This is a genomic window from Acinetobacter sp. 1124_18A, from assembly GCF_052824995.1.
Window position 1 is genome coordinate 61,486 of the sequence record NZ_VTDF01000001.1, and the last position, 26,020, is coordinate 87,505.

At 35.1% G+C, this 26,020-nt stretch carries 16 protein-coding genes, 1 tRNA gene and 1 pseudogene; 11 read left to right on the forward strand and 7 right to left on the reverse strand.

Annotation, left to right across the window (positions count from 1 at the left end; genetic code table 11):
- Window positions 1–5: 5 nt before the first annotated feature.
- Genes FY048_RS00280 through FY048_RS00295 form a run of 4 tightly spaced genes read left to right on the forward strand, consistent with a single transcriptional unit; the run spans window position 6 to window position 5,605 of the window.
- Complete coding sequence (locus FY048_RS00280; RefSeq protein ID WP_446089716.1) at window positions 6–2,708, forward strand: DEAD/DEAH box helicase; 2,703 nt, start codon at window positions 6–8, stop codon at window positions 2,706–2,708.
- A gap of 6 nt (window positions 2,709–2,714) precedes the next feature.
- Complete coding sequence (locus tag FY048_RS00285; protein ID WP_446089717.1) at window positions 2,715–3,818, forward strand: hypothetical protein; 1,104 nt, start codon at window positions 2,715–2,717, stop codon at window positions 3,816–3,818.
- 3 nt (window positions 3,819–3,821) lie between these two features.
- Window positions 3,822–4,949, forward strand: coding sequence for a hypothetical protein (locus FY048_RS00290; RefSeq protein ID WP_446089718.1), 1,128 nt, complete (start codon window positions 3,822–3,824; stop codon window positions 4,947–4,949).
- Window positions 4,949–5,605, forward strand: coding sequence for a hypothetical protein (locus tag FY048_RS00295; protein ID WP_446089719.1), 657 nt, complete (start codon window positions 4,949–4,951; stop codon window positions 5,603–5,605). Before FY048_RS00290 ends, FY048_RS00295 begins: the two co-directional genes overlap by 1 nt.
- A gap of 33 nt (window positions 5,606–5,638) precedes the next feature.
- Here the strand turns inward: FY048_RS00295 and greB are convergent, their stop codons facing one another.
- Genes greB through gmtY form a run of 4 tightly spaced genes read right to left on the reverse strand, consistent with a single transcriptional unit; the run spans window position 5,639 to window position 10,782 of the window.
- Window positions 5,639–6,109: a transcription elongation factor GreB gene (gene greB / locus FY048_RS00300; RefSeq protein ID WP_446089720.1), complete on the reverse strand. Its 471-nt coding sequence runs from the start codon at window positions 6,107–6,109 to the stop codon at window positions 5,639–5,641.
- Window positions 6,106–6,717: a gamma-mobile-trio protein GmtX gene (gmtX, locus tag FY048_RS00305; protein ID WP_446089721.1), complete on the reverse strand. Its 612-nt coding sequence runs from the start codon at window positions 6,715–6,717 to the stop codon at window positions 6,106–6,108. Before gmtX ends, greB begins: the two co-directional genes overlap by 4 nt.
- Window positions 6,707–9,475: a gamma-mobile-trio integrase GmtZ gene (gmtZ, locus tag FY048_RS00310; RefSeq protein WP_446089722.1), complete on the reverse strand. Its 2,769-nt coding sequence runs from the start codon at window positions 9,473–9,475 to the stop codon at window positions 6,707–6,709. Before gmtZ ends, gmtX begins: the two co-directional genes overlap by 11 nt.
- On the reverse strand, window positions 9,472–10,782 hold the full coding sequence (gene gmtY, locus FY048_RS00315; protein WP_446089723.1) for a gamma-mobile-trio recombinase GmtY: 1,311 nt from the start codon (window positions 10,780–10,782) through the stop codon (window positions 9,472–9,474). Before gmtY ends, gmtZ begins: the two co-directional genes overlap by 4 nt.
- Window positions 10,783–10,890: 108 nt before the next feature.
- On the opposite strand from gmtY, the pseudogene FY048_RS00320 reads away from it, so the two are divergent.
- From FY048_RS00320 to FY048_RS00340, 5 genes and pseudogenes are all read left to right on the forward strand, one after another.
- A pseudogene (locus FY048_RS00320) lies at window positions 10,891–11,244 on the forward strand (GreA/GreB family elongation factor); the annotation flags it as partial.
- Between the two features lie 89 nt (window positions 11,245–11,333).
- A tRNA-Ser gene (locus FY048_RS00325) sits at window positions 11,334–11,423 on the forward strand.
- A gap of 339 nt (window positions 11,424–11,762) precedes the next feature.
- Window positions 11,763–15,761 carry a delta-poly-L-ornithine synthetase PosA gene (posA, locus tag FY048_RS00330; protein ID WP_446089724.1) on the forward strand — a complete coding sequence of 1,333 codons (3,999 nt, stop codon included), beginning with the start codon at window positions 11,763–11,765 and terminating at the stop codon, window positions 15,759–15,761.
- A gap of 464 nt (window positions 15,762–16,225) precedes the next feature.
- On the forward strand, window positions 16,226–17,104 hold the full coding sequence (locus FY048_RS00335) for a MetQ/NlpA family ABC transporter substrate-binding protein (RefSeq protein WP_446089725.1): 879 nt from the start codon (window positions 16,226–16,228) through the stop codon (window positions 17,102–17,104).
- 310 nt (window positions 17,105–17,414) lie between these two features.
- Window positions 17,415–18,482 (forward strand): hypothetical protein, encoded by a 1,068-nt coding sequence (locus tag FY048_RS00340; protein WP_446089726.1) that lies wholly within the window; start codon window positions 17,415–17,417, stop codon window positions 18,480–18,482.
- A 240-nt stretch (window positions 18,483–18,722) separates the two neighbouring features.
- Here the strand turns inward: FY048_RS00340 and FY048_RS00345 are convergent, their stop codons facing one another.
- Window positions 18,723–19,229, reverse strand: coding sequence for a hypothetical protein (locus tag FY048_RS00345; protein ID WP_446089727.1), 507 nt, complete (start codon window positions 19,227–19,229; stop codon window positions 18,723–18,725).
- A gap of 1,518 nt (window positions 19,230–20,747) precedes the next feature.
- On the opposite strand from FY048_RS00345, the gene FY048_RS00350 reads away from it, so the two are divergent.
- Window positions 20,748–21,302: a TetR/AcrR family transcriptional regulator gene (locus tag FY048_RS00350; protein ID WP_446089728.1), complete on the forward strand. Its 555-nt coding sequence runs from the start codon at window positions 20,748–20,750 to the stop codon at window positions 21,300–21,302.
- Between the two features lie 100 nt (window positions 21,303–21,402).
- Here FY048_RS00350 and FY048_RS00355 read toward each other — a convergent pair whose 3' ends face one another.
- Window positions 21,403–22,008: a nitroreductase family protein gene (locus tag FY048_RS00355; protein WP_446089729.1), complete on the reverse strand. Its 606-nt coding sequence runs from the start codon at window positions 22,006–22,008 to the stop codon at window positions 21,403–21,405.
- A 58-nt stretch (window positions 22,009–22,066) separates the two neighbouring features.
- Window positions 22,067–23,203, reverse strand: a complete 1,137-nt coding sequence (locus tag FY048_RS00360) for a glycerate kinase (protein ID WP_446089730.1) — start codon at window positions 23,201–23,203, stop codon at window positions 22,067–22,069.
- A 397-nt stretch (window positions 23,204–23,600) separates the two neighbouring features.
- Here FY048_RS00360 and FY048_RS00365 point away from each other — a divergent pair, with 397 nt between their 5' ends.
- A complete protein-coding gene (locus tag FY048_RS00365; RefSeq protein ID WP_446089731.1) occupies window positions 23,601–26,009 on the forward strand; it encodes an FdhF/YdeP family oxidoreductase in 2,409 nt (802 codons plus the stop codon).
- Window positions 26,010–26,020: the final 11 nt, after the last annotated feature.

The window sequence follows — 26,020 nt, forward strand, 5'->3', positions numbered from 1 at the left end:
TATTCATGTCACTTCAATTAAAAAATTATCAAAATCAGTCTTTAGAAGCCTTAGAGCAATTTTTTACCTTGGCTGCATCATTTGGGGCACAAAAAGCTTTTAAGCAGTGTGTGGGCGAAAATATACAATATAACGACCGATTAGAAGGCATTCCAAGCGTATGTCTGCGTGTTCCTACAGGTGGTGGTAAAACATTACTTGCATCTCATAGTATTCCTATCGCTGCTCGAAATTATGTAAGTACGGATACTCCTATTGTTTTGTGGCTTGTTCCAACCGATATGATTCGTCAGCAGACACTCGCAGCTTTGTCAGATGTAACCCACCCTTATAGACAAGCTTTGCAAAGTTACTATGGTGATAAATTAAAAATTTGTGATATTGAAAGTTTACAAACATTAAATAAACATGATGTTAATCAATCATGTATTGTGATAGTAACTACGATTCAGATTTTTAATATTGATAGAGAAAAGACGTTCCAACGTAATGCCTACGCTTTTGATGAATCTTTGAGTGAACATTTCACTGGTTTAACAGATTTTCAGACCAAAGATATGGACCGGGTTACAGCAGATACATTGCAATATCAGCCTTTCTTGACTGAAAAGGATATTGGACGTGTTAAACACTCATTAGTTAATTTCTTTAATTTGCATCGACCAATCATCATTGTTGATGAAGCACATAAAAACCGTGGTGGTAAGACATTTTTCCCTACACTAAAGCGATTAAATCCAAGTTGCTTGGTGGAACTAACAGCTACACCCAAAGATAATAATGTACTTTATTCAGTATCGGCTGCTGAACTAAAAGTCGCTGAAATGATCAAGCTTCCTGTTGTACTTACTGAACATCCTCATAGTTGGCAAGATTGTATTCGTGATGCGCTCATTCAACGCCAAAAATTAGAGGTGTTAGCTCAAGGCGAAAAAGAATATATTCGCCCAATCTTATTGATCCAAGCTCAAGATAAAAATGGTGAAGCTAACGTAGATGTTGTAAAACAGCATTTATTAAGCGAATATGAAAATATAACTGAGGATTGGATTGCAATTTCTACAGGGCAAACCAAAGAACTTGAAGATGAAAATCTGTTTAGTCCTACAAGTAAAGTGAAGATTGTAATCACGGTAGAGGCTTTAAAAGAAGGTTGGGATTGTTCTTTCGCTTATGTATTGGCAAGTTTGCAAAACATTAACTCAGCTACTGATGTTGAGCAGCTATTAGGACGTGTTTTGCGTATGCCTTACGCAAAATTACGTCAAAACGATGAGCTGAACAAAGCATATGCCCATGTTATTTCCAGTTCTATAGCTCAAGCAACCATGCTACTTAAAGACCGTATGGTGCAGAATATGGGCTTTAATAAATGGGAAGCAGACACAGCTATTGTCGTTAATCCTCAACCTGAATTAGATCTAGGTCAAATAGGTAGTGGAGGAGCTAAGCCTACACCAGAAGTTATTATTTCTGTACCATTTGAGGTAAAGGTAGACACTATTCCTACTGAATTAAAACCTTCAATTCAAACATTAGATAACAGTCAAGGTACATCTTTAGTTATCAACAAAGGTACAACTGACGAAGAATTTGATCAAATTGAACAGGCTGTTGTTGATCAAGCAACTCCGAAGCAAAAAGCACAAGTCAAAGAAGCTTTTAATGATGCTCGTGCGGAACGTCAAGCTTATCAAGCACCTGAAAACTGGAATGCGACATTTGCATTGATTCCGCAATTAGGTTTATTTGTAGATGATGAATGGCAAGTTGCTGATAAAGAAACGATTGAAGACTCTGTGGAATGGAATCTACTTGATTTCCCTGTGCAGCTTGAGGGCTTTAATATCAGAGAAACTGTAAACAGTTTTGAAATTGATCTAAATATTGAAGATCAAGAATTAAAGTATGGACAATTAGGTAGCCAACAAATTCATTTTTCTGACATGCCAACACTCATCACTGAAAATGATTTACTAAACTGGCTGGATCGCAAAGTAAGACGTCAAGGTTTAACACAACGTCAATTACGGACTTATCTAACGAAACTGATTAGTTATTTGCTGAATGTACGAAATTTCTCTCTAACTCAATTGCATCGTGCTCAGTTCCAATTGTCACTTGCAGTTTCAAATGAACTGGATCGTTTATTTGAACTGGCTCGTAAGAAGGCTTTTCAGGGAGATTTATTTAGCCAGTTACAGGTAGCTAATGAGTCTAAACTCGAAAATAGTTTTGAATTTAAGCGTGGTATGTATCCTGCTAAGAAACCTTATCGTGGGAGTTTCAAATTCAAGAAGCATTTTTATGCTCAAATTGATGATCTAAGGGAAAAAACAGACAGTGGTAATATTTCTGAAGAGTTCCAATGTGCTCAACTTTTAGACTTACACCCTAAAGTAAAATATTGGGTGAGAAATATTCCTAAGCAACTACAATATTCTTTTTGGCTACCAACTGAAAAAGACTATTTTTATCCTGACTTTGTTGCTGAGTTGGTCGATGGTTCTATTTTTGTTTTAGAGTACAAAGGTGGTCATTTAGATACTGCTGATGATGCTCGAGTGAAAAATGCTATTGGTAAGCAATGGGCTAAGGACAGTCAGGGCAAACGACTATTCTTGATGGCTAAAAAGCAAGATGAGTTTGGACGTAGTTTGGAAGAACAGATTAATTTAGTAATTAGTGAAAGTTTGAATCAGGGATAAAAAATAATGGCGGAAACAATCAGAATTGCTGAATTGGCAAATTTAATTACAAAAGAAATTGGAGATTTTCTAAAATGGACTATTCATCCAGAGAATGATTTGAATTTTCCATGTTTAATGAAAACTAAACATTTTGATGGAGCCAAAGAAACTGATGATAAAACGCATCCCACCGATTTAGTAATTTATTATGAGGATCCATATGAAAATAAGAGAGTTTATTTAAATACAGATTTAAAAAGTTATGAAACAAAGTCAATTGGTCCCGCATCAGTTAAAGAATGGTTAACTAGTATCACTAAAGGGACTGTTTGTAGTTTAGCTAGTGATGAATGGAGACAGCGTTACGGTATTGAAGGTAGTTATGAAATAAGAGGACTGCTTTTTATATATAACCATGATGGGAAATTTGATAAACCTTTTTTTTCATACATATATGACTATCCTAATCCACCACATACTGGTAAAAGAGCACCACAAAGATTTCATTTAAAAGATTTAAATGTACCTGCTAACTTGAAACTCCATGTAATGGATCCCTTATTGATAGACAATATTTTATCAATTAGACATGATTTGAATATATTGAGGTCGGAGCAAAAGGTTCCACTTTCAGATGCATATGCACCTATTTCATTCTTTTACCCGACTAGGCAGAGATTTAAAAGTAGGTTTACGCCACAGGAATGCCCAGCTACGATAGAATTGATAAGTGGCCCTTTTTTTATAATGGCCTATGATAATTATACTGATTTTATACCAAATCCGTCAGAACCTGGTACTTCTACTCCAGTACATAAAAGTAGAGGAAATATCATATATTACAAAGAAATGGGTAATACCGTTGATGAGTTTATATATTTGATTGAAACCTTAATGATGTATGAGTTAATTGCTGAAAACTGTATAACTCGTATCAGACATTGTACGAGGGATAAGGCTACTACAGCCAAGCAAAACTTTATTTCAGCAATTGAAAAATATTGTGTTATGTGGGATTACAGTGACAGTATGAGGTCAATATTTAATAAAATTGAATTCGATGAAGTCACAATAATACAAAAAGTTTTTTGCAATAAAAAAATTGATAGATCACCTATTAAGGATTGATAAATGAGTAAATCATATAATATACCTAATGATTATAATATATATAGTGCATTAAGTACTGGTAAAGTATCTGAGTCTGTTATTAATACTCTTTTTTTAAAAAGAGGTATCATTCTAGGAGGAAAAACCACTAGGGAAAATAAGGCTGATTACTTCTCCTCATTTATGCATAGTTTTGATGATTTTGAGGTTATATCTTCCCAACATAGTAAAGTTGAAAGGTCTGAATATATTAGCTCCACTAATTTGAATACAAAATTAGAAGTTGAAGATTTAACTCCAATTTTTTCATCTATAAAATCATCCTTACAAAAAGATTTGGCCAATATACAATTAAAAAATGTGTCTCAAACAATTAATGGAGATACTCTATCTCTTGAGTTTGAATATGAGAAATTTCATCCGGAAAAACAATTGTTTGCACAAAAGGAGGTCAAGAAGTCAGTATTAACATTTAAAAAAGTTGAAAATACAGAACAATTTTATTTAGAACATCCTTCTACTCCAGAAATGATAACTTGGAGTGAATCAGTAATTAATACGTTAAAAGAACATGATAGTGATTTAAATATTGATAAAATTGACTTAATTGGTTTAACAAGCCCAGATCTTTACTGGCAATTTTTTGATGAATTAACAGCAAAATTGGATAAATTTCATCGTACAAATGTGGTTGAAATTCTTTTTAAAGATCCGAGCCGTAATGCTGATGATGAAGATGATGGAACCTACAAACTTATAAGTGCATCTTATCGAGGAAACCAACTTCATTTATCTGAAGATTTTATGGCTAAGTTGGATGATGGATATCGCTTATATAGATTTAACTGGGATTGTATTGATTCTTCGATAAGTGATTCAGATAAATATAGATTATCTATCAAAGTTACTTATGATGAAGATGGTAGAAGTAACTTTTCATTTATAACAAAAGGTTTTTATAAGAAAAAGGAGGATAAATTTGCTAAAACACCTAATTCACTTCCAAAAAATTTAGATTTGGAGCTTAATAAAATAGTATTTAATAATGGCATAAGTTTAATAAACTCAATAACTTCTAAACCGTTAAAAGTTAAAATTTTAAAAAAGGATGATAATTCTAGTTTAGAAAACACTGGGAGTGGTGGGTAATGAAATTTCATATTTGGGAGTGTAGCTTTAAAATAACTTTTGATGAATTGATTGCTGATTTAATTAAGGAGAATATTAATAATTTTCTAAATATTAAGTTTGATTCTAGTATTCTGACCGCTACTTTTTACAAAGAAATGAAACGTGTTGAGAAAACAATAGATAAAGATGGAAAAGAGACACTAATTTCATTTGATTATTATCTATATCAAGATTTCTATTTCTACAAGATTGATGATAGATTATTTCTTGTTATAAATGAACCAAATAAATATACGAAATATTTTGTTGATTTTATTTCCTCTTGTTTGAAAACAAAAATAGCATTTAAAAATAAGCAAATAAATCTGAAAAATCTCATGGTTAAGGCAAGAGAGTTAAATCAGTTTCAGGTTTTTAAGGCAAGATTTAATGAATTGCCTCTGTCTAAGAACTCTAAAGGTTCATTAGATGTTTCCTCAACTCAAAATGCAATTTTAGATTTTGAAAGTATTTTTGGCGATATTTATTATGATTTGTCAAAAATAAAATTTTCCTACTTTGATGAGTTTATTCATACAATTGAGTTGTCTAAAAGTGGGCTCATCGTGATTTCAAAAAATACTGATGTTCGAATTAAAACAGTTTCTAGATTAATCAAGATACTTTTTTTCTAGCTCGAATCTAAAGGGGATCCAAAACTAACTATTTTAGTAATATCCTATACTTATAATATACCAACTTTTTTTACCCTTCGGTGTTTGTACTTGAATTTCATCATCTACAGATTTTCCTAAGCAAGCTTTTGCTATAGGTGATTGAAGGGAAATATAATCTTTACGACCATAGATTTCTTCATCACCTACAATTCGAAATTTAATTGTTTCCCCCTCATCATTTTCTAATTCAACCCATGCACCAAAATAAGCTTTCCCATCTTGTTCAGGGCTATACTCTACTTTATGAGCTACTTCAAAAAGTTTAGTTAAATATCTAATTCTACGGTCAATTTCACGTAGCTTTCTTTTGTTATAGTGGTAATCAGCATTTTCAGATCTATCACCAAGACTTGCTGCCCATGAAACAATCTTCGTAATTTCAGGGCGTTCGTTTCGAACTAAATCATTTAACTCATCTTGTAAGCGTTGATAACCTTCAGCCGTTAATAATTTACGATTCAAGACAAATACTCCAAAGCTTTGCGCAAGGCATCTAATGTTGAAATTTTAAAAACTGGCTTATTAGACTCATCGACTAGTTCACCAAAATGGGTAGGCTTTAAATTCCATTTTTTTTGAAAATCAGTAGACAGTAAATATTGTAATGCCCGTACTTCTTGATCAGAAAGCTTAAAAGATTCTTTGGGTATAATATTCTTATGATCATAAATATCAATCCTTTGCTTTGGTGGAATGATCTCACGGATCATTTGCTGAGCTTCTTTAAGCTCAGATGCCATAATGCGTACAAGCAACTGATGTTTTGGATTTTGAATCTCTTCAATCCATGCATTGTCTGTCTGAGATGGTTTTGTCAATTTAGCCGTCTGTGATGAAGCATCTGCAAAACATTGAATCAGTACTCTATATTTTTCACCTGTCTTATTCCTGATACTTTGTGCTTTTGGAACACCTCGATTAAATCCTAAATTAGCAATTGTACTTACAGAAAAATCCTGAATTCCGCGTTCCTGTTGCTCAATACATACATCATAGATTGCATCAAGCGACTGCTGAATTTTTAGAGATGAGCCATGTTTTAATTTATTTAATAACTCTTCAGGATTCATGACTAGCCTCAATCAATGTTGGTGAATTATGTAGAATGAGTTCAATTTCTGATTTTGAAATTTGTTCAGTTTCAGAAAGCTCCATCAATTTAAGCTTGCCATCCATAACACTTTGTACTTTATCCCAAGATTTGAGACGACTCATCAATAATTTAAAAATTTGATTGCCTGCCGAAAGTTGCTGTTCTTTAGATAACATGAATAAAGCAGGCATAATTTCATTAAATATCGCCATTTTATCAATGAGCTGAGTCCTTGGATAAATAGCTTGATCTGCATTACAAGATTTATAAATGACTGCATTTTCACAGACTTCTTGTAATTGTTGATAATGGCTCACTTCTTCCATTTCTAATATTAATTCAGCATTAGGGGCTGTAATTAAGGAAAGTTTTTCATCACTCTCTATAAGGAGATTGCTGTTGATGAGCTTGTGGCATTTCGTAATATGACTATATGCTGCTTGAATATCACACAAAAGTATATCCAATTTCTTAGCAGCAGTTTCATATTCTGATTCCAAATTTCTAAGTTCAGTCTCGAGATTTGATCTTTTTGCTGCACCTTCAAATTTTTCTTTCTTTAAGTTGGCTATATATTCTTCTTTTTCAATATTATCAATACTTTGATTAATCTGATTGATTTTAATTTGTAGTTTCGAACATATTTTATTTTGATCATTGGATTGGAGTGATATTTCATTTGTAATTGCTAATAAACCACCAATAAAGGCGGGTCCAGTAATGAAATGTCTACAACGTATACAATTTTGAGTTCCTAAATAACCTTGAGGTGTAGGGGTATAGAATGAACTACTTTTTATTAACTCTCCGCCATCTTCACATCTTGAAGCTGCAAAAGGGCATATACCATAATCTCTGAAAATAAAATTACCCGCAGGAACCTCATTAGATAAAGCTTGCAGTAACTCCATATTATTGCCAACTAATTGGTTTTTAACACTTTCAATTTTATTTTGCTCAATTGTTCTTTGAATAGATTCGACTTCAGATTTTAAGGCTATTTTTTCACCTTCCTCTAATCGAGTTCTAATGTCATGATTGGAAACTTTGCAATAATAGATCGACATGATCACAGAGCTGTGTCCAACAATTTTCATCACAATTTCAATTGGCATACCCATTTCAAGAACATAGGCTGTAATGAGGCTAACACGCATACTATGAGGCGTATATTTGGATTTATAGCTTCCGAGTGTGGCAGCATTTCCATCTAAAGTTGCTAAAACTAAATTTGAAGGTTGAATATGAAACAAAGCCGTAGCAAGCCTAGGTGTAAGTGCATTTGAAACAGCTGCTGGTTCAAAATCATTAAAGCGCCTAAAAAGAAAACAATTCAATCCTTTGGCTTTTCTTTGCACCTCATTTAAATTTGTTCTTTGGCAATCAATCCAAGCACTAGGATATGAGATAGAATTATATTTTTGTTGCCATTTTCGTAGCCTAATTAACCAATATGCTAAATCTTCAGATATCCACGGAATGGTGTAACCTTGCCCATTGTTATTTGTTTTATTTGTGGTGGTAAAAATACCTGTCTGACCATCAGGCATTCTTTTGATAAACGATTGTTCTTTGGTTAAACCCGAAAGTGGAGAACTATTTTTTTTCCAGATAATTTTATTTTGTGGGTCCAATTCAGCTAAATATTCATCAGCTTCACCAGAGTCATTATAAGCAATTTGACGACCACGTAATGGCACTTTAGTAAGTGCATAGGTATGAATCCAATCGGTAGGACACCACAAATAAGCTTGATTATCGACGATACGATAAACACAATCAGGATCATATAAGTCTAGTTGATCGAAATTGATTTTAATCCAATCTGCATCAAACTTATGCAAATGCTCTAGATCCTGAAAGCATTTTGCATTTGCAGGCATAATCCATTCTTGGACCTTTTTTACGAAATGATATTGTAAACATGGCTTTGTAGTTTCAGAACGGATTGAGTTAGATGATATATTTTGTTGATTGAGTAAAAGGGAGAATGGATTTCGAGCATTATCGACTCGTACTATTTCGCCTGTTTCTTCATCTTCAATCGTTAAATCATTATCAATGATGTAATCTAAGAATTCATTGACATAAACAACGAGTTTCCTCCTCATCGGTTCAGATTCTATATTTTCAAGAATATCTCGAAAGGGTCTTACATCGAATTTTTCCTGTATAAGAAAAGCATGTGGTGTTCTGCTTTTATCAAATTGTTCAATATAAAGACGGACGAAACGACAAAGCTGAGTTTCTTTAGTTCCACCACCACGGGCTTTAGCCATAAACTCTTTGATCTTCATTGCCCAAGTAACATAGTCTGGTGAAATAAAATCAGGCTTAAATGGCTCTGTTTTTCCTAAAAATTTATACCAGTTTTCCCATTCATCTTCATAACTACCTTGTGGATCAAGTGGGATAGATGGATCATTTTGTTTAATTACAAAGCCTTTATACGCTTTTGCATTTTTAAAACTATGCTGTTGAACAATAGTTTTTAGCTCTTGATATGGAATGAAGTCAGGGATATCAAAAAGATCTTTATAGCTGATCCATTCATCATAAATTCGTTCAGGGTGTGCAGGTAGCCCATATTCTTTGTAACTTTGTTTATATGATACTGAGTTCGTAATGCCTGTATTTTTACAGAATTGCTTTAAAGAATCTAAGTCAGGAAAAGTCGAAAACTCTTTATTAAATCGTTTACTTTCAATTTGTCTGATTACTTGAGGTTTAATCATTTAATCGCTCTCAACTTTTCTTGTACTTCTTCAATTGTTGGTTTGATATAAACAAGGCACGAAGTCGGACTTTTATGATGCATGGCTTTTTGAATTTCGACTTGATTTAAACCAGCTTGACGCGCACGAAACCCATATGAATGACGATGACCATGCTCAGTCGTACCAAGAGCTTTTTTACAAATTAATCCGATGCGCTCTACTGCACGTTTATGCAGTCGTTGAAAATTTTTTATAGTTTCAGGCTCACCTAAATTATTTGTAAATGCAAAAGGGTGAGGATTACTTCTCTGTGGTTCTATACGCTGATATTTGAGATAGTTTGCCCAAATTAATAAGAACTCTTTAGCTTTTTCAGGTGGATTAAATACAACCTCAAAGTAACCTTGTTTAGATGTAAGTAATGGGTTTTTCCAACCTGCATATAAACGTTCGGTAAATAGGTAGTTATTTCTAGGTTTAAACGATGTTTGGGATAAAAGAAATTCACGTCTATTTTTGAAATGAGGATCTGGAGCCATACCTAATTCAGGATGATAAATACGAACAAGAGCTTCTTGAGGACGGTTTGGATTTAATGTGATATCTGAAGTATAAATATGAAAAATTTCACTTTTCCTAAGTCCACCGTAATTCATCAACATCGTAATCGCTTGCGATTTATAGTCGTATTTTCCGTTTTTTTCGAACCCTAAGTAAATCAATCTTTCAATTTGATCTTCAGGAAAACGAACTGCATATTCAAAATCAATCAGGTCCTCATTGAATGAGCCAACCAAACGAACTTGCTGTTGTGATAAATCTTTTTTAGTTAAATGATTTAGAAAGACATTTGCTTGTTTATGATAATAAGCACACCAATTCAGACGTTCTTCATAACTTGTGGCTTTGCGAAATGGATTTATACGAATTGTTGAATGTTCATCTTGTAACGTCAGAAAATCTGTGTAATGGGTAATATGAAATAATAGGTTATTGGTATCTCTGACTGTGCGTGGTCGCCAATAAAGATCAAGAGAATCAGTACGGGTTGTTGGATCAATTGTGCCTGTGATTAATGCTTCAGTGAAAGCTTTGAGTAATTTAGTAGCATTCTCAATTTGTGGAACAGAATTTATATACTTCAATAAAAGTTTAAGTGCATAACAAGATCTTTCTTTCCATGATTCACTTTTTGAATTAAACCAAGCCAAATAGCGCAAATGAGAAATTATGACTCCTTTCTCAGTCAAGATACAAGGCAAGACCAAGGTAGTTTGAGTAGAACAATCTTTGTAATTTACATAAATTTTCTTAACGTAAGGCATATACTATTTAGTATGAAGTATGGGGTCTTTATAGTTTGAACTTATCATTATTTGATCAATTGTCAACATAGAATATTAAAAATAGTATGTTGAACAATGGGGTTATAATATCAATACAATAAGCAGCTACTTAGAAAAATTGATCGACGCGTACGCTATTTAGGAAAACGTTTAGAAGAATTAAAAATCATTGATTACGCACCTGAGCAAGACGGAAAGGTTTACTTCGGCGCTTGGGTAGATATTGAAAACGAAGAAGCCGAGCAAAAAACTTTACGTATTGTGGGAATCGATGAAATTTATGATCATCACCCGCAACATATCTCAATTGAATCGCCGATGGCTCGTGCACTGCTCGGTAAAGAAGTAGATGATGAGATTGAAGTACACACACCATCTGGAAAAAAGCTTTGGTATATCAATACAATTCGTTATGAAAAGAACGAAAACCCAGAAAACTAAATTAATTTGTATTTATTTTGAGCGTTTGAATTAAAAGTTAAATAAAAGGTTTGCCAACTTGAGTTTTTATTTATATTATAGCGCTCGTTGGAAGCGTGGCAGAGCGGTTTAATGCACCGGTCTTGAAAACCGACGAGGGTGTGAGTCCTCCGTGAGTTCGAATCTCACCGCTTCCGCCAAATTCTTAAAAAGCCCTTGTTAATGACGAGGGCTTTTTTTTATGCCTGTTTTTTTATTTTCTCTGCTTATATCAATTTTGAATAACGCTATTTAATTTTTATAAAAATATGTGCTTATATTTTTCCTTATTGTCATCTTAGTTTGATTTATAAGTAATAAAAATCGATTGTTCTTCTCATTTAATAACTCACTATCCACTCTTAAAATAAAAACTTTAATCTTCATTTAAGTTCAACTCTTTAATTTATTACATAGCAATTGATTTCTTTAATAGGTCAGAAAAACTCAAACATGACTTTATTTTAGCTAAATCAAAAAATTAAAGTGAGTTATAAAAAATGAACCAATTCGTAACAAGTTCGAAAAATATTATTCGTGGTAAATCTCACCCCGAATTTTTGCAAGATGAAGTACTCGCCGATATTTTTATTCAAACTGCTCAAAATCTCTCAGATAAAACAGCTTTAATTGAAGCAAATAAAACGTTGACGTATGGGGAGTTATATCAGCAAGCCTTAATTATGGCTCAACATTTGACGATAAGAGGGGTTAAACCAGGTCATATTGTTGGGTTATGGGTACCTCGTGGTATTGAGCTTTTAAAAGCCCAATTGGCTATTTGTTTGAGTGGCGCAGCGTGGCTTCCTTTTGATATGGATACGCCAGCCGACCGTATTGCGGTTTGTCTTGAAGATGCCGAAGCTGTCGGGATGATCACTACCGATGAATGGTATGAACACTTAGCTGAAGTGCCACAAACAAAATGGACAAATACAGAACTTCAAAAGCCACTCAGTGAAAATATTCCTTTAGCTAGAACGACCTCCGATCAACCTGCGTATATTATTTATACGTCAGGCTCAACGGGTAAGCCGAAAGGTATTGTGATTACCCAAAAAAATATTTGTCACTTTCTACGTAGTGAAAATAATATTTTAGATATTCAAGAGCAAGATAAAGTCTATCAAGGCTTTTCGGTCGCTTTTGATATGTCGTTTGAAGAAATTTGGCTTTCTTATTTGGTTGGTGCAACTTTGTGGATTGCACCTAAGTCGCTTGTCAGTGACCCTGAACGTTTATGCCAAACATTAAAGCAGGAACAAATTACAGTATTACACGCAGTTCCAACATTACTGGCTTTATTCCCTGAAGATGTACCTAACTTAAGAATTATCAACTTAGGTGGGGAAATGTGTCCGGATTCACTGGTTGACCGTTGGGCATTACCTCACCATCAAATGTTTAACACTTATGGTCCAACTGAGACTACGGTTACTGCAAGCCTTGAGTCGTTAGCACGTGGTAAACCCGTCACGATTGGGAAACCATTACCAAACTACGGTATGTTGGTGATTAATGCAGAACGAGAATTACTGTCTCAAGGTGAAACAGGTGAGCTCTGTATTTTTGGTCCGAGTGTGGCACCAGGCTATTTAGGACGACCTGATTTAACGGCTGATAAGTTTATTGAAAACCCATGGGCAATGAGTGCGGATGAAGAATTGCTCTACCGGACTGGGGATTTGGCAAAAATTGATGAATTTGGTCAAGTACACTGTTTAGGCCGTGCTGACGATCAGGTGAAAATTCGTGGTTTCCGTGTTGAACTCGGTGAAATTGAAGCTGCGCTTTGTGATATTGACGGCATTGGCACAGCAGCGGTAATTCTACGTCAAGAAGACGGAATTGATCAGCTGATTGCTTTTATTGCATCTGAGCTTGATGCGAAACAGCCCATAGAAATTAAGCAGCTTCGTCATACTCTAGGTCAACGTTTACCACCTTATATGGTGCCAAATCGTTTTGAAATTATTGAAGAAGTACCGCGTTTATTGTCTGGAAAAATTGACCGTAAGGCTTTAAAAGCAAGACCGCTTACGAGTGTGATTGACCGCAGCGAATCTGATCAGCCGCAAAATCCAGCCGAAGAAATTCTATTTGAAATTTTGAATCGCTTGTTTCCAAACATGCCGATTAAACTAGATTCGGATTTCTTTGATGATTTAGGTGGGCATTCGCTTTTAGCCGCTGTTTTAGTTTCAAATCTGCGTGAACATCCCCAATATAGCCATCTTACAATTCAAAGCTTATATCAAGCGAGAAGAGTGGGAGCAATTGCCGCTTTAATGTTAGAGCAACCAGAACCTACTTTATTTGATAGCCAGATTGGGCAAGACAACCCGCGTAATCAAACTTATAAATGGTTATGTGGTATTGCACAGCTTGCGACTATTCCCGTTTTAATTTCGATTAATATTTTGCAGTGGTTGGCGCCTTTCTTTACCTATCACTATTTTACTGGTGGAACCCGAGACAGCATTCCATATGCAATCGCGTTGTCTCTATTGGTTTATATCAGCGTTATTATTACCAGTTTCGTCGTTTCAATTGCCGTTAAACGATTATTAATGTTGGGCGTTGGTGCAGGGCGTTATCCACTTTGGGGAATGACGTATTTCCGTTGGTGGTTAGCAGACCGTATTAGCAATATTTCACCAGTTTATTTATTGTCTGGTTCAACTTTACTTAACCTCTATTTAAAAGCACTCGGCGCAAAAATTGGACATGATGTCACCATTAGTTCAGTTCATATTCGCATGCCATCTTTACTTACTGTTGAAGATGGAGTGAGTATTGGCTCTCAAGTGAATTTAGAAAATGCCAAAGTCGAGCACGGTCATTTGGTGTTGGGTTCAATTCATCTTAAAGAAGATAGCTATGTGGGTTCCTATGCTGTATTAGAAGAAAATACAGTGTTAGAAAAACAAGCTCATGTAAATGCCTTAACTTCAATTGAATATGACACAGTAATACCAGCCGGAGAAATTTGGGATGGTACGCCAGCTAAAAAAATAGGGCATATCGATGAGCAGGCTAAAATGCCAGAACGTCCTAAATTATCGTTTATTCGTAAGATTTCTGAATATGGATATTACGGAATTAGTGCGCTAATTATTGCTTGCCTATTCTTTATTCCAATTTTCCCAAGCTTTCTTTTGGTCGATTGGTTAGATGCAAATGTATTTAATATTAGTACGAATGACCACCTACAAATCGCACTTTATTATTTTGTTTTAGCCATTCCAGCTAGTGCAATGATGATGATGATTACTGCTGTCATTTCTTCAGCAATACGCAAAATTGCATTGCCTCGTCTTGAGACTGGAACGTACGCTGTTCATGGCAGCACGTATTATCGTAAATGGTTTGCATCTCAAATTTTAGAAACAAGCTTACAAACATTGCACGGTCTGTTTGCTACGATTTATGCGCCAACATGGTTCCGCATGTTAGGGGCAAAAGTAGGTAAAAATACTGAAATTTCTACCGCAAATGGCGTTATTCCTGAAATGCTAACTTTGGGTGAAGAAAGCTTTATTGCCGATGCGGTAATGTTGGGCGATGAAGAAATTAAAGGCGGTTGGATGACATTAAAATCGACCAAAATCGGTAACCGTAGCTTTGTCGGAAACAGTGCTTATATTGCTGATGGAACTGTTTTACCAGATAACGTTTTAATTGGCGTACAGTCAAAAACACCAGATAACCTTGAAATGTATGATGGTCAAACTTGGTTTGGTTCGCCGCCATTATTATTGCCTGCACGTGAAGCTGCCGAAAAATATCCAGACCATTTAACCTTTAAGCCAAGTTTCAAGCGCCGTTTCATGCGTGGTTTTATTGAAGGTCTTCGTGTTGTATTACCAGCCGCACTCGCAATTGGCGTGGGTTATATGATCGTGCTTGAGATTATTGATGTTATTAATAAATACAACATCCCAACTGGTTTATTGGCTTTAACGCTTGCTGGTTTACTCTATGGTGTCGGCTGCTTCGTTATTGTTGCATTGATGAAGTGGACTTTAATTGGTCGTTATCAACCGCGTTCAGCGCCAATGTGGACCATGTTTGTATGGTTAAGTGAAGGGATTACCAGCTTATATGAATCAGTTGCGATTCCTAACTTCTTAAACTACTTAAGAGGAACGCCAATGCTGCCATTCTTCTTGCGTATTTTGGGTGTTCAAATTGGTAAAGATGTTTACATGGATACGGCTGATATCACTGAGTTTGACTGTGTAAGCATTGGTGACCGTGCAGAGTTTAATAGCTTCTCAGGTCCACAAACCCACTTGTTTGAAGATCGTATTATGAAAATTGGACAAGTGAATATTGGAAATGATGTAGTCGTAAATTCACGTAGTATTATTTTATATAACGCCAATGTTAGCCACCATGCAGTGTTAGGGCCATTAACATTAGTTATGAAAGGTGAAAATATTCCTGCTAAATCTGCGTGGATTGGCTCACCAGCTGTGCCTTGGGTTCATAAATAATTGAAACTGAGTTTAACTAACTAATTTAAAAGCCTTTGTGAAAACAGGGGCTTTTTTGTGCATAGGACATAAATTACAGTCATAGTTAGCTTAAATATTGCTAATAAATCCTGAAAATTTCATATAAATCAAATAAGTACATATTTTAATCAAAACTGTTTTATTTATATAATATGTTTTTTATTATCAGTACCTTACCAAGAGCACGTCTATATATCAAAATCGAACAAGTTATTTGTAGAATATTCACTTATTGATATATGATGATCCAATATTTAGAAACTGATTCAAAACATAATTCTGTTGTTCAGCGAGCAAGATCAAGGAAGAAATAAGGCTGAATTCAGGCTTCTAAACCCTTATATATCTGGAATAACTTCCAGCCAAATATTGCATTTCGACCCAATGGTTGGGAATGCCGCGCTCTTTTGTAGAGTAGGCGTTTCCTATTTTAGGATGTATCTATGAAAAAATTATTTAGTGTCCTGTTCAGCGCATCTGTACTCACACTGACTGCATGTAATAAACAACCTGCACAAACTGAAAATACAGCACCAGCTAAAGACAAAACTGAATCAGTACGCACAATTAAACTTGTTTCAACAGGTTCAGATACTGACGTATGGAAATATGTTGCAACGCTTCCTGAGACTAAAGAAGCGGGTATTAAACTTGAAGTAACTAACCTGACTGACTACGTTGTATTGAATACATCTGTAGCAAGTGGTGAACAAGACGTAAATGCGTTCCAGTCATTTAACTATTTAGCAGCTTACAACGCTTCTAATACAGCTAAAGTTGCTGCTGTTGCAACAACTTACTTGGAACCAATGGGTCTTTATGCAAATACAGCTAAAACTGTTGATGAGTTCCCACAAGGCGCTACAATCGCGATTCCAAACGATACTGCTAATGAAGCTCGTGCATTAATATTATTACAGTCTGCTAAACTCATTAAACTTAAACCAGACTTTGATCCTGTAAAAGGGACGACCAATGATATTGCTGAAAATCCTAAAGGTTTGAAATTAAAACCAATTCAAATGACTACAGCAGTTCGTGTTAAAAACGACGTTGATGCAATTGTATTGGGTAATACATTGGCACTTGAAGGCGGTTTAAACGTACTGAAAGATTCTATCTTCCGTGAACCTGTTGACCAGTCTACAAAGCTTTATGTGAACTTATTAGGTGTGGCTGAAGCGAATAAAAATGACCCGATCTATACGAAGTTAGGTGAACTTTACCACTTACCTAAAGTACAAAAGTTTGTGAGCGAAAAATTTGCAGGTACAAAAGTTGAAGTTAACAAACCTGTTTCTGAGTTTACAGACATCAAATAAGTAATTTTTTAATTTAAAATTATTTTTCAAAGCTAAGCCTCGGTAATCGGGGCTTAGCTTTTTTTATTTAAATTATTGTAGGCGAATTAACTAATAATATTCAAAAGCATAAATCCCTATTAATATTGGAACTTTTTTGGTTCTAGAGTATGTAATTTAAGTTGCCAATAAGTAATTTTTACTTTAGACAGGATAGCCTAAAGTATTAAAGCTGGCGTCATATTCTGTCGTATAGCTTATTACACATTCTTCCTTTTAATTAGGTTTTTATATAATTTATATTTTCTTAATGTTTTTTAGGTGAATTTAAATGAGTGAAAACAAGGCAATCTTTATAAAACCGAATCATTTAGGTTTAAATATCCCCAAATTAGATCCTATTCTAGTAAATAGAAATAAAGCCAAGGGAATTGAAACTACTTTAGTATTAGATTGTAATATCTTAATAAAAATGGAACAGACAGTTAAAGCGGGAAATAAGTGGAGATCTGTTAGAGAGAATGGATTAGATAATTTAATTAAATTGCTTCAACGATGTAATCCATATAGTGTCTGCTTATCTCCAGGGTTTGCATTGAAAGAAATGCCCCCACAAAATGCTAAAATCTGTATGGATTTCTATGAGGCTTTTTGTTCAGCACATTTACCAAATTTCGTTGATACGCCTAATAGTACACGAAAGGCTTATACTGGTTTTAGTAGTGACTATGGTTTTGGAGATTTGACTACTGAAGCAAAGTTAGTATTCGTATTACCTTATCTTAATTTCCTTTGTTTAAATTACATTGAATATTGTTATTCAGGTACTTCAATTGAAAAATTTAAAGCTTATGTTGACCTGCTAGAAGAAAAAATTGATTTGTTAAGTGCTACAGAAATTGAAATAGCCAAATATTGTTTTTTTAATACAACAAAACTTGAAAAAGGAAACATTAAAGAATTTTGTAAACAAATTAGAAAAAACTCAGTTCTATATAAAAAGGGCAAGCGTGCTACAGAAATAAGTCAAATTTGGAAAATAGCGTTTAATGCAGCGAGTGATATTCATTTGTTGCATGCAGCAAATTCAATGGATAATAAATTTTTAGATAAAGTAAAACAAGATTGCTGGGTTGTGACAACGGATAAAAAACTAGCTGCTTTTTGTGAGCTTTTTCATCAAGTAAGTGTTGAAGGAGTATTGCAACCTTATGCTATGGCAACTATACCTGAAGAAATGGTTAATAGTGAATATTGGCAGTCTGCAAATGAATATTTTATATCAAAAAGTATGGAGCGTCGTGAACATCACTTATCAAGAAAAGTTAATCTAGAAAAACTACTTTTAGTAGTGGATGATGTGATCTCTATGCTAGGAAAAGATTTTAAACCAACTTGAATTTAATTTTTTTATAATATTGATATACATTTTATATTTAGTAACAGATAGGCTTATCTTAAGATAGGCTTATTTAAGTTTTTCAAACGAAAATTAATTTAGTTTTTTAATCTGATTAGGAGTTATATTCACTATTAAATATAGAAGATTTAATTGGCTTTAATGTCATTTGTAGAGGCTATAATTAAGAAAAATAGCCCCTTCTAATTAATAATATTCCGATTCAAATTTTTACTATGATTAAGAAGGATTCTTTTGTTTACCATCTCCATCTTTACTATTTGCTGATGTTGTGCTCTTAAATAAATCTATGGTGGCTTTAAGTATATCTGTATTTATTTTCATTTGATCTTGTAATAAATCTCCAGATTTATCTATTTGTGTTTTATCAACATCTTTACCAAAGTATTTCAGTGCAAGTTCTTCTCTGATATTATTGGCAACATCTTGATCCATTCCTGAAACATAATCTGGAAAGGCTTCTAACTCAAGTTTTGTTTGTTTTGCTTGCTCTTGTCTTAACTGATAGAAACTCGTAAGTTTTAAAAAATATGTTGATAGAGTGATCCCGACCAATAAAATTGCAAATTTAAAAATAATATATTTTAATGTGTTTCCATTGAATGGATATAAAGTTTGATTATTTAGTGTTAAGCAATTAGGACTTGTATTTATTGATAGGCTACAAGATAAACCTACTATATTATCCCATATTCCAATTAATGGATTGTAACCTACAGTAAACATAAAAGTTAAGATTACAAAAGTAAAAAAGTAAAATCTATACTTTGCTTCTAATTTTTTAAAATCATTTTCAATTTTTGAATAAATATCCGCACTTGATTGGTTCTTATTTGAATTTTCAATTTTATTGAGTTTAACTAAGTTGTCACTATAATATTTTTGTACAGATATTAATTCATCTTTTAGTTTTAAATTAGTTAACTTTTCTTCTAGAGAGTTTTTGCTTAATTGTTTAAAAGTAAATAAATTGAAGTTTGGGTCAAGATAGTTTTTAAATATTTCTGCTAATTCATTGTCAAGTGTTGTATTAATCTCTCTTAGTAATTCAGTAACACTAATGTCATATTCAATAAATTTATTGAAATTTTTATTTATAATAGAAAGTATAAATAAGAGTTTTTCATCTAATTTATGGTTTTCTTCATCAAAATTTACAAGAGTATTAATTACTCTTACTAATATGTCTAGTTTTTCTATTGCTTGATTTTTACCCTTTAAATCCTTTTCGGGTACAACTATTTCTTGAGTAAGTTTAATAAAAAAATCAAATGCTTCTGCGTATGAACTTGTATCATCTTTTCAAAACTCTAAGTTTTCAAAACTCTAAGTTTTCAAAACTGACCATTCCATTGTAAATGTTTAAGTTTAAATAATTTCTTTTCATCTTTCTGATCTTTGATTAAAGTTTAAAATTTTATGTAGGGAGAGAGTATAAATATAAATTCTAATTGAAGAAACCCTAGTCAGTTTTTTAGTTTACAAAAAAAATAAATAGTGTGTTTAATAAGCATTTTAATAATATTTTTAGATTATAAAATTTCAGGTATTAAAAATATTAGTGAACTATGGAAATACATAAATAATATAAAGGATTGCCTAAGATTAGCCTCTTCTATGATAAATTTCTTTTAAACACTCCTTTATAAACCCCCATTTAACAATACCTATCCCATTATTTATCCTTACTTTTTAATGATCTAATTTAAAACAAATGTCATTTTGTGTTCTTGACTGCAAAAGGGCAGAGCACTATCCTTTGCCTGCTGGCCTACATTGCCAGTCGGTTTTAGCAGACCGTACTCAAGAGCATTGAAAAAACTCGTTTTTTTAATGTGAACTCGTTCGTCTCCCTTTTGTTGCGGTAGGACGGAAGGGGGACACCTTCGGGTGTGCTGGGTCTTGAGCCAGTCTGCTAACCCCCTTTCGTTCTGCCACCATAATTCCTATTAATGTCTGGCAGAACTCCCAATAAAAAGGAGTTGGCTTTGCACATTCTTAATTTCTTGGCAGCCTTTGCCAAAGTCTTTATCGACACGACTTAAACTTTTAAAGCAGTTTGATGGCCATTAGGCTTTTCAGGCTTTAAATCGCTTCATCTAAAAAACTTAATCAACAATAAAACTTGAGATGTGCCAAGCACAGTCTTTACGGCTTTGCTATGCCTTTTTTTCTCCCTAAAAGGGTAGCGGCATTTTTATCTCATTTATATACAACAAAAATTTAATTTATAACGGTAAAACTATGCCATATTCAGATCTCCCTTTCCGTGCTTTAAGCGTGCTTCATACCTCCCGATTTCTTTTTAATAAATACGGTTTTCACAAAGTCGGGGTAGACCGCATTATTGAGTCGGCGAAAATCCCAAAAGCGACTTTTTATAATTACTTTCACTCAAAAGAACGTCTTATTGAAATGAGCCTGACTTTTCAAAAAGATGGCCTTAAACAAGAGGTCATTTCAATCATCTACGTTCAAAAAGAATTAACACTGCTTGAAAAAATTCGCAAAATTTACTTTTTACATGTCGACTTAGATGGACTCTACCATTTGCCTTTTAAAGCCATTTTTGAGATTTCAAAAACACATCCAAAGGCCTATCAGGTGGTCGTTGAATATCGAAACTGGTTTATTAATGAAATCTATAATTTGCTTTTAACAACCAATGTAAATGCTTCAAAACAAGATGCGCACATGTTCTTGTTTGTGATTGATGGGGCCATGGTTCAACTTTTAGACCCAAATAAGGCAGGGGAAAGGGAGAGATTATTAGATTATTTTCTGATCCAGTTTAAATAGGACTCAAAATCAGATTTATCATGATACAAAATTGAAGGCTTCCAACGATTCATATTAAAAAATATAGAATTGTATGGAAGCCTAAAATCTGACTAAAACCTTAGAATGTATTTTGAATAATTACATCATCAAAAGGAAGTTTGCCCACACGTGGGTAAGGTTGAGTCGCCGATTTACCAACTGCAATCATTAAACACACCACGTGATCTTCAGGTAAGTTAATCAGCTTCGCCATCGCATCAAAGTCAAAACCATCCATTGGGCAACTGTCTAAACCATGCTCTTGAGCAAGAAGCATCAAGGTTTGAGCAAAAATACCCGCACTACGCATAACTTCATCACGTTGAGTTTGTGGGCGGTCACGGTAATATTGGTCAATTGCACCAACCATAATATTTTGAACTTCCGGAGAAGCCCCATCCCACACACGTTTGGCATCGACTTCCCATGAGTTTACTTTTGCGCATAACACAATGAGTAATGATGCTTCTGTAACTTGAGGTTGGTCCCAAGCAATAGTACGAATTTTTTGTCTTAGTTCAGCGTCTTCAATTACAACAGGGCGCCAGTGCTGTAAATTAAATGCACTTGGTGCATTTGCTAAAACTTCATGTAATAACTGTTGTTTATTTTCTTCAGAGACTTGAAATGAAGGATCGAAGCGCTTAATAGCACGACGCTTCTGAATAGCATCAATAACGTTCATAAGACATTCCTATTTGTTGGTTTGACTGTTTTAAAGATAACTAAGTAATTTTTAGCGGTTATTTCATATTAAACTGAATTAATCTCGCAATATCGATTGTTCTTTCGAAAATGAGTTCTGCTGCATGTTCGCAGGCTTGTTCTAATGTGATTGGGCCATTTGTCAGTGAAAAAGCAGCCGTAACGCCGTGTTCATAAAGCGCTTGGTAACCTTCGCCTAAAGTTCCTGCAATCACAATAACAGGTATATTTTGCATTTTCGCGACTCGACTCACACCAAAAACTGTTTTGCCATTTAAAGTCTGTCGGTCAAATTTACCTTCACCTGTAATAACCCAGTCTGCGTTAGTGATTTTACTGGCAAGCTGATTGAGTTCAGCCACAACTTCAACTCCAGCTTTAAAGTCTGCGTTTAAATAACTTTTGGCTGCAAAGCCTAAACCTCCCGCAGCGCCAGAACCAGCTTCATCTCGCTTGTCGAAACCCAAAAGCTCCGCAGACACATTGGCAAAATGGGCAAGGGCTTGGTCAAGTAACTGTACTTGAGCAGGGGTGGCACCTTTTTGTGGACCAAAAATATGAGACGCCCCATTTGGACCGCAGAGTGGATTGGTGACATCGGCAGCCAATAAAAAACGTGTTTGCTGAATACGTGGGTCGAAATGCGTTAAATCAATTTTTGACAGTGTGTGTAATGCGAGGCCACCATCGGGCAAAACTTGTTGCTCCGAGTCTAATAACACTGCGCCTAGGGCACGGAGTAGTCCTGCACCGCCATCATTGGTTGCACTACCACCAACAGTTAAAATAATGTCTTTTGCGCCTGCGTCTAAAGCATCTAAAATGAGCTGGCCTGTTCCAAAAGTTGTGCTTTGGCAGGCATCACGTTCTGAAGGTGGCACTAATTGTATGCCGCTGGCTTGAGCCATTTCAATAATGGCTATTTTTTGTTGTTCTAACCATCCCCATTTTGCCTGAACAGGTTTACCTAAGGGTCCAATTACGGTTTTTTCACGCCATTCACCTTTGCAGACTTCTAACACTGCTTCAAGTGTGCCTTCACCCCCATCTGCCATAGGGCATAGAATTGTTTCGGCCTCAGGAAAAACCTCTTGCCATGCTTGAGCAATTGCCTGTGCTACGCCCAAAGCCGACAGGCTGTCTTTAAAAGAATCTGGCGCAATCACAACCTTCATACGTTCTCTAAATCTGTTTTTTTCAATTAATTTATACTGCTTAAACCAATAAAAACCTACTTAAAATGACGTAAATTTCAGTTCATCACACCATTTCTATTTGTGAAAAATATAAAGTTAATTATGTTTTTATCTGTAAAAAATAGATCTTTCTGATGTTAAGGTATTGTTATTATTTAATTTAAATGATTTTTTAGATTTGGCTAAATTATTGTAATTATAAAAAATATGGCACATATTATAAGAACGATTGAGCCAGCTTTTAAAATATTGGGAATAGCATAAAAAGCGGACTCTACCCATAAGCTAGACAGCAGATAGCGTAGATATAACCATAATTAAATTGTGAATTTATTGCATCTGTTGAATGTGTAAAAAGAAATAAGAGGATGACAAAGTGGATAATTCTGAAGAACAAAAGCATATACAAGAAAATAACGGCTTTGCGCGAATTGAACCCTACACTCATCCTGCTGGGGGATGGGGGGCACTACTGAGTGTCGCTCGAAATCTAAAACGACAAGATATTTTAAAAAAAGGTTCGATTACCTTACTCAATATTAACCAGCCTACAGGCTTTGATTGTCCGGGATGCGCATGGCCTGAAAAGAAAAATGCTCATGCGTTTAATTTCTGTGAAAACGGAGCAAAAGCGGTTGCCTTTGAAGCAACGAGTAAAACAGTTACTCCTGAATATTTTGCAGGTCATACAGTCAGTTGGTTGTCTGAACAAAGTGATTTTTTTCTTGAAGACTTAGGGCGTTTAACCGATCCAGTTCGCTACGATGCGGCAACTGATAAATATGTACCCATTTCATGGGATGAAGCTTTTCAGATTATTGCTAAGCATTTACATGCGCTAGACAACCCAGACCAAGCGGCATTTTATACGTCTGGTCGCGCTAGCAACGAAGCGGCATTTCTATATCAACTGTTTGTGCGAAGCTTTGGTACAAATAACTTTCCAGATTGTTCGAACATGTGCCATGAAACAACAAGCGTTGGACTGCTTGATTCGATTGGTTTAGGAAAGGGCACAGTCACCCTAGAAGACTTTGATTTAGCCGATGCAATTTTTAGTTTTGGGCATAATCCAGGAACCAATCACCCACGTATGTTAGGTACTTTGCGTGAAGTGTCTAAACGTGGCGGCAACATTGTTGCGATTAACCCAATTAAAGAACGAGGACTTGAACGTTTCCAAGACCCACAAGCACCACTTGAAATGATGACCAATGGCAGTACACCTATTAGCCGTTATTATTTCCAACCTAAAATTGGTGGTGACTATGCACTGATGTTAGGTATTTTAAAGCACTTAAATGAGTGGGATAAAAAAGCCCTTGCCTCAGGAAAACCAAGTGTTTTTGACCGAAACTTTATTGCGGTCAATACCATTGGTTTTGATGAAATGATTGCTGAGGTTGAAAAAACTGAATGGGCAGATATTTATAAACATTCAGGTTTGTCGGCTGAACATCTAGAAAAACTAGCCAAACTCTTTTTAGAGTCTGAACGTTCAATTTTTTGTTGGGGAATGGGCATTACCCAGCATCGCCACGGAACTGCCAATGTACATATGTTAGCGAATTTATTGTTGGCACGTGGTCAAATTGGCAGGCCAGGTGCAGGGCTATGTCCAGTTCGTGGGCACAGTAATGTGCAAGGCGACCGAACCATGGGCATTAATGAGTTACCTAGTCCTAAATTACTCGATAACATTGACCGCGTGTTTGGGATTAAATCCCCTAGAAAAAATGGGCATGGTGTCGTTGAAACCATTAAAGCTATGGCTGAAGGCGAGGTTAAAGTCTTTATTGGTTTGGGTGGTAACTTTGCAGTTGCGACGCCAGATACACCGTATACCCAAGAAGCACTTAGAAAGTGTAATTTAACCGTTCATGTTGCAACTAAGTTAAATCGTAGTCATTTGGTTTGTGGTAAAGAGGCGCTGATTTTGCCATGTTTGGGCCGTACCGAAATTGATGAGCAGCTGCATGGCCCGCAGGCCATTTCAGTCGAAGATTCAATGAGTAATATTCATTTGTCGGCTGGGCGCAATACCCCAATTTCTGAAAATATTTTATCTGAACCAGACATCGTGGCAAGAATGGCTGAAGCGGTGCTACCAGACAGCAAGATCAAATGGAAATGGTACATTGAAAGCTATGATCGTATTCGTGACTCAATTGCTGAGGTTTTTGATGAGTTCCATGATTTTAATTTACGTGTCTATAACCCGGGTGGTTTCCATCTAGAGCATCCGGCTAATCAGCATATTTGGAACACAAAAAGTGGTAAAGCTCAGTTTATGATTACACCACTCAATGAAGTCTATGGCGATAAAGAAAATCAATATGCTGCCGCCTATACCGAGAGCAAAGTTTATACCTTAATGACCACTCGTTCTCATGACCAATATAACACGACGCTATATGGTCTCGATGACCGTTACCGCGGAGTCTTTGGGCAGCGCCGTGTATTGTTTATGAACCAAGCCGATATTGATGAAGCGGGCTTTGAAGCAAATCAGTGGGTTGATATTGAAAGTGTTTTCTCAGATGGTGTGAAACGTATTGTGCATAGTTTCCGCATTGTGCCATACAACATTCCGCGGGGCAGCTTAGCTGCGTACTATCCAGAGACCAATCCTTTGGTGGCGTTAAGCAGTCATGATAAATACGCCAAGATTCCAGCTTCAAAAAGTGTTCCTGTGATATTGCATGCTGGTGATGCACCAGAGCATTTTAACTTGGCAACAGCAGTTGACCCTGAAGATGCCGATAAGAAAGTAAGTAGCCTTTAAATCAACAGCGA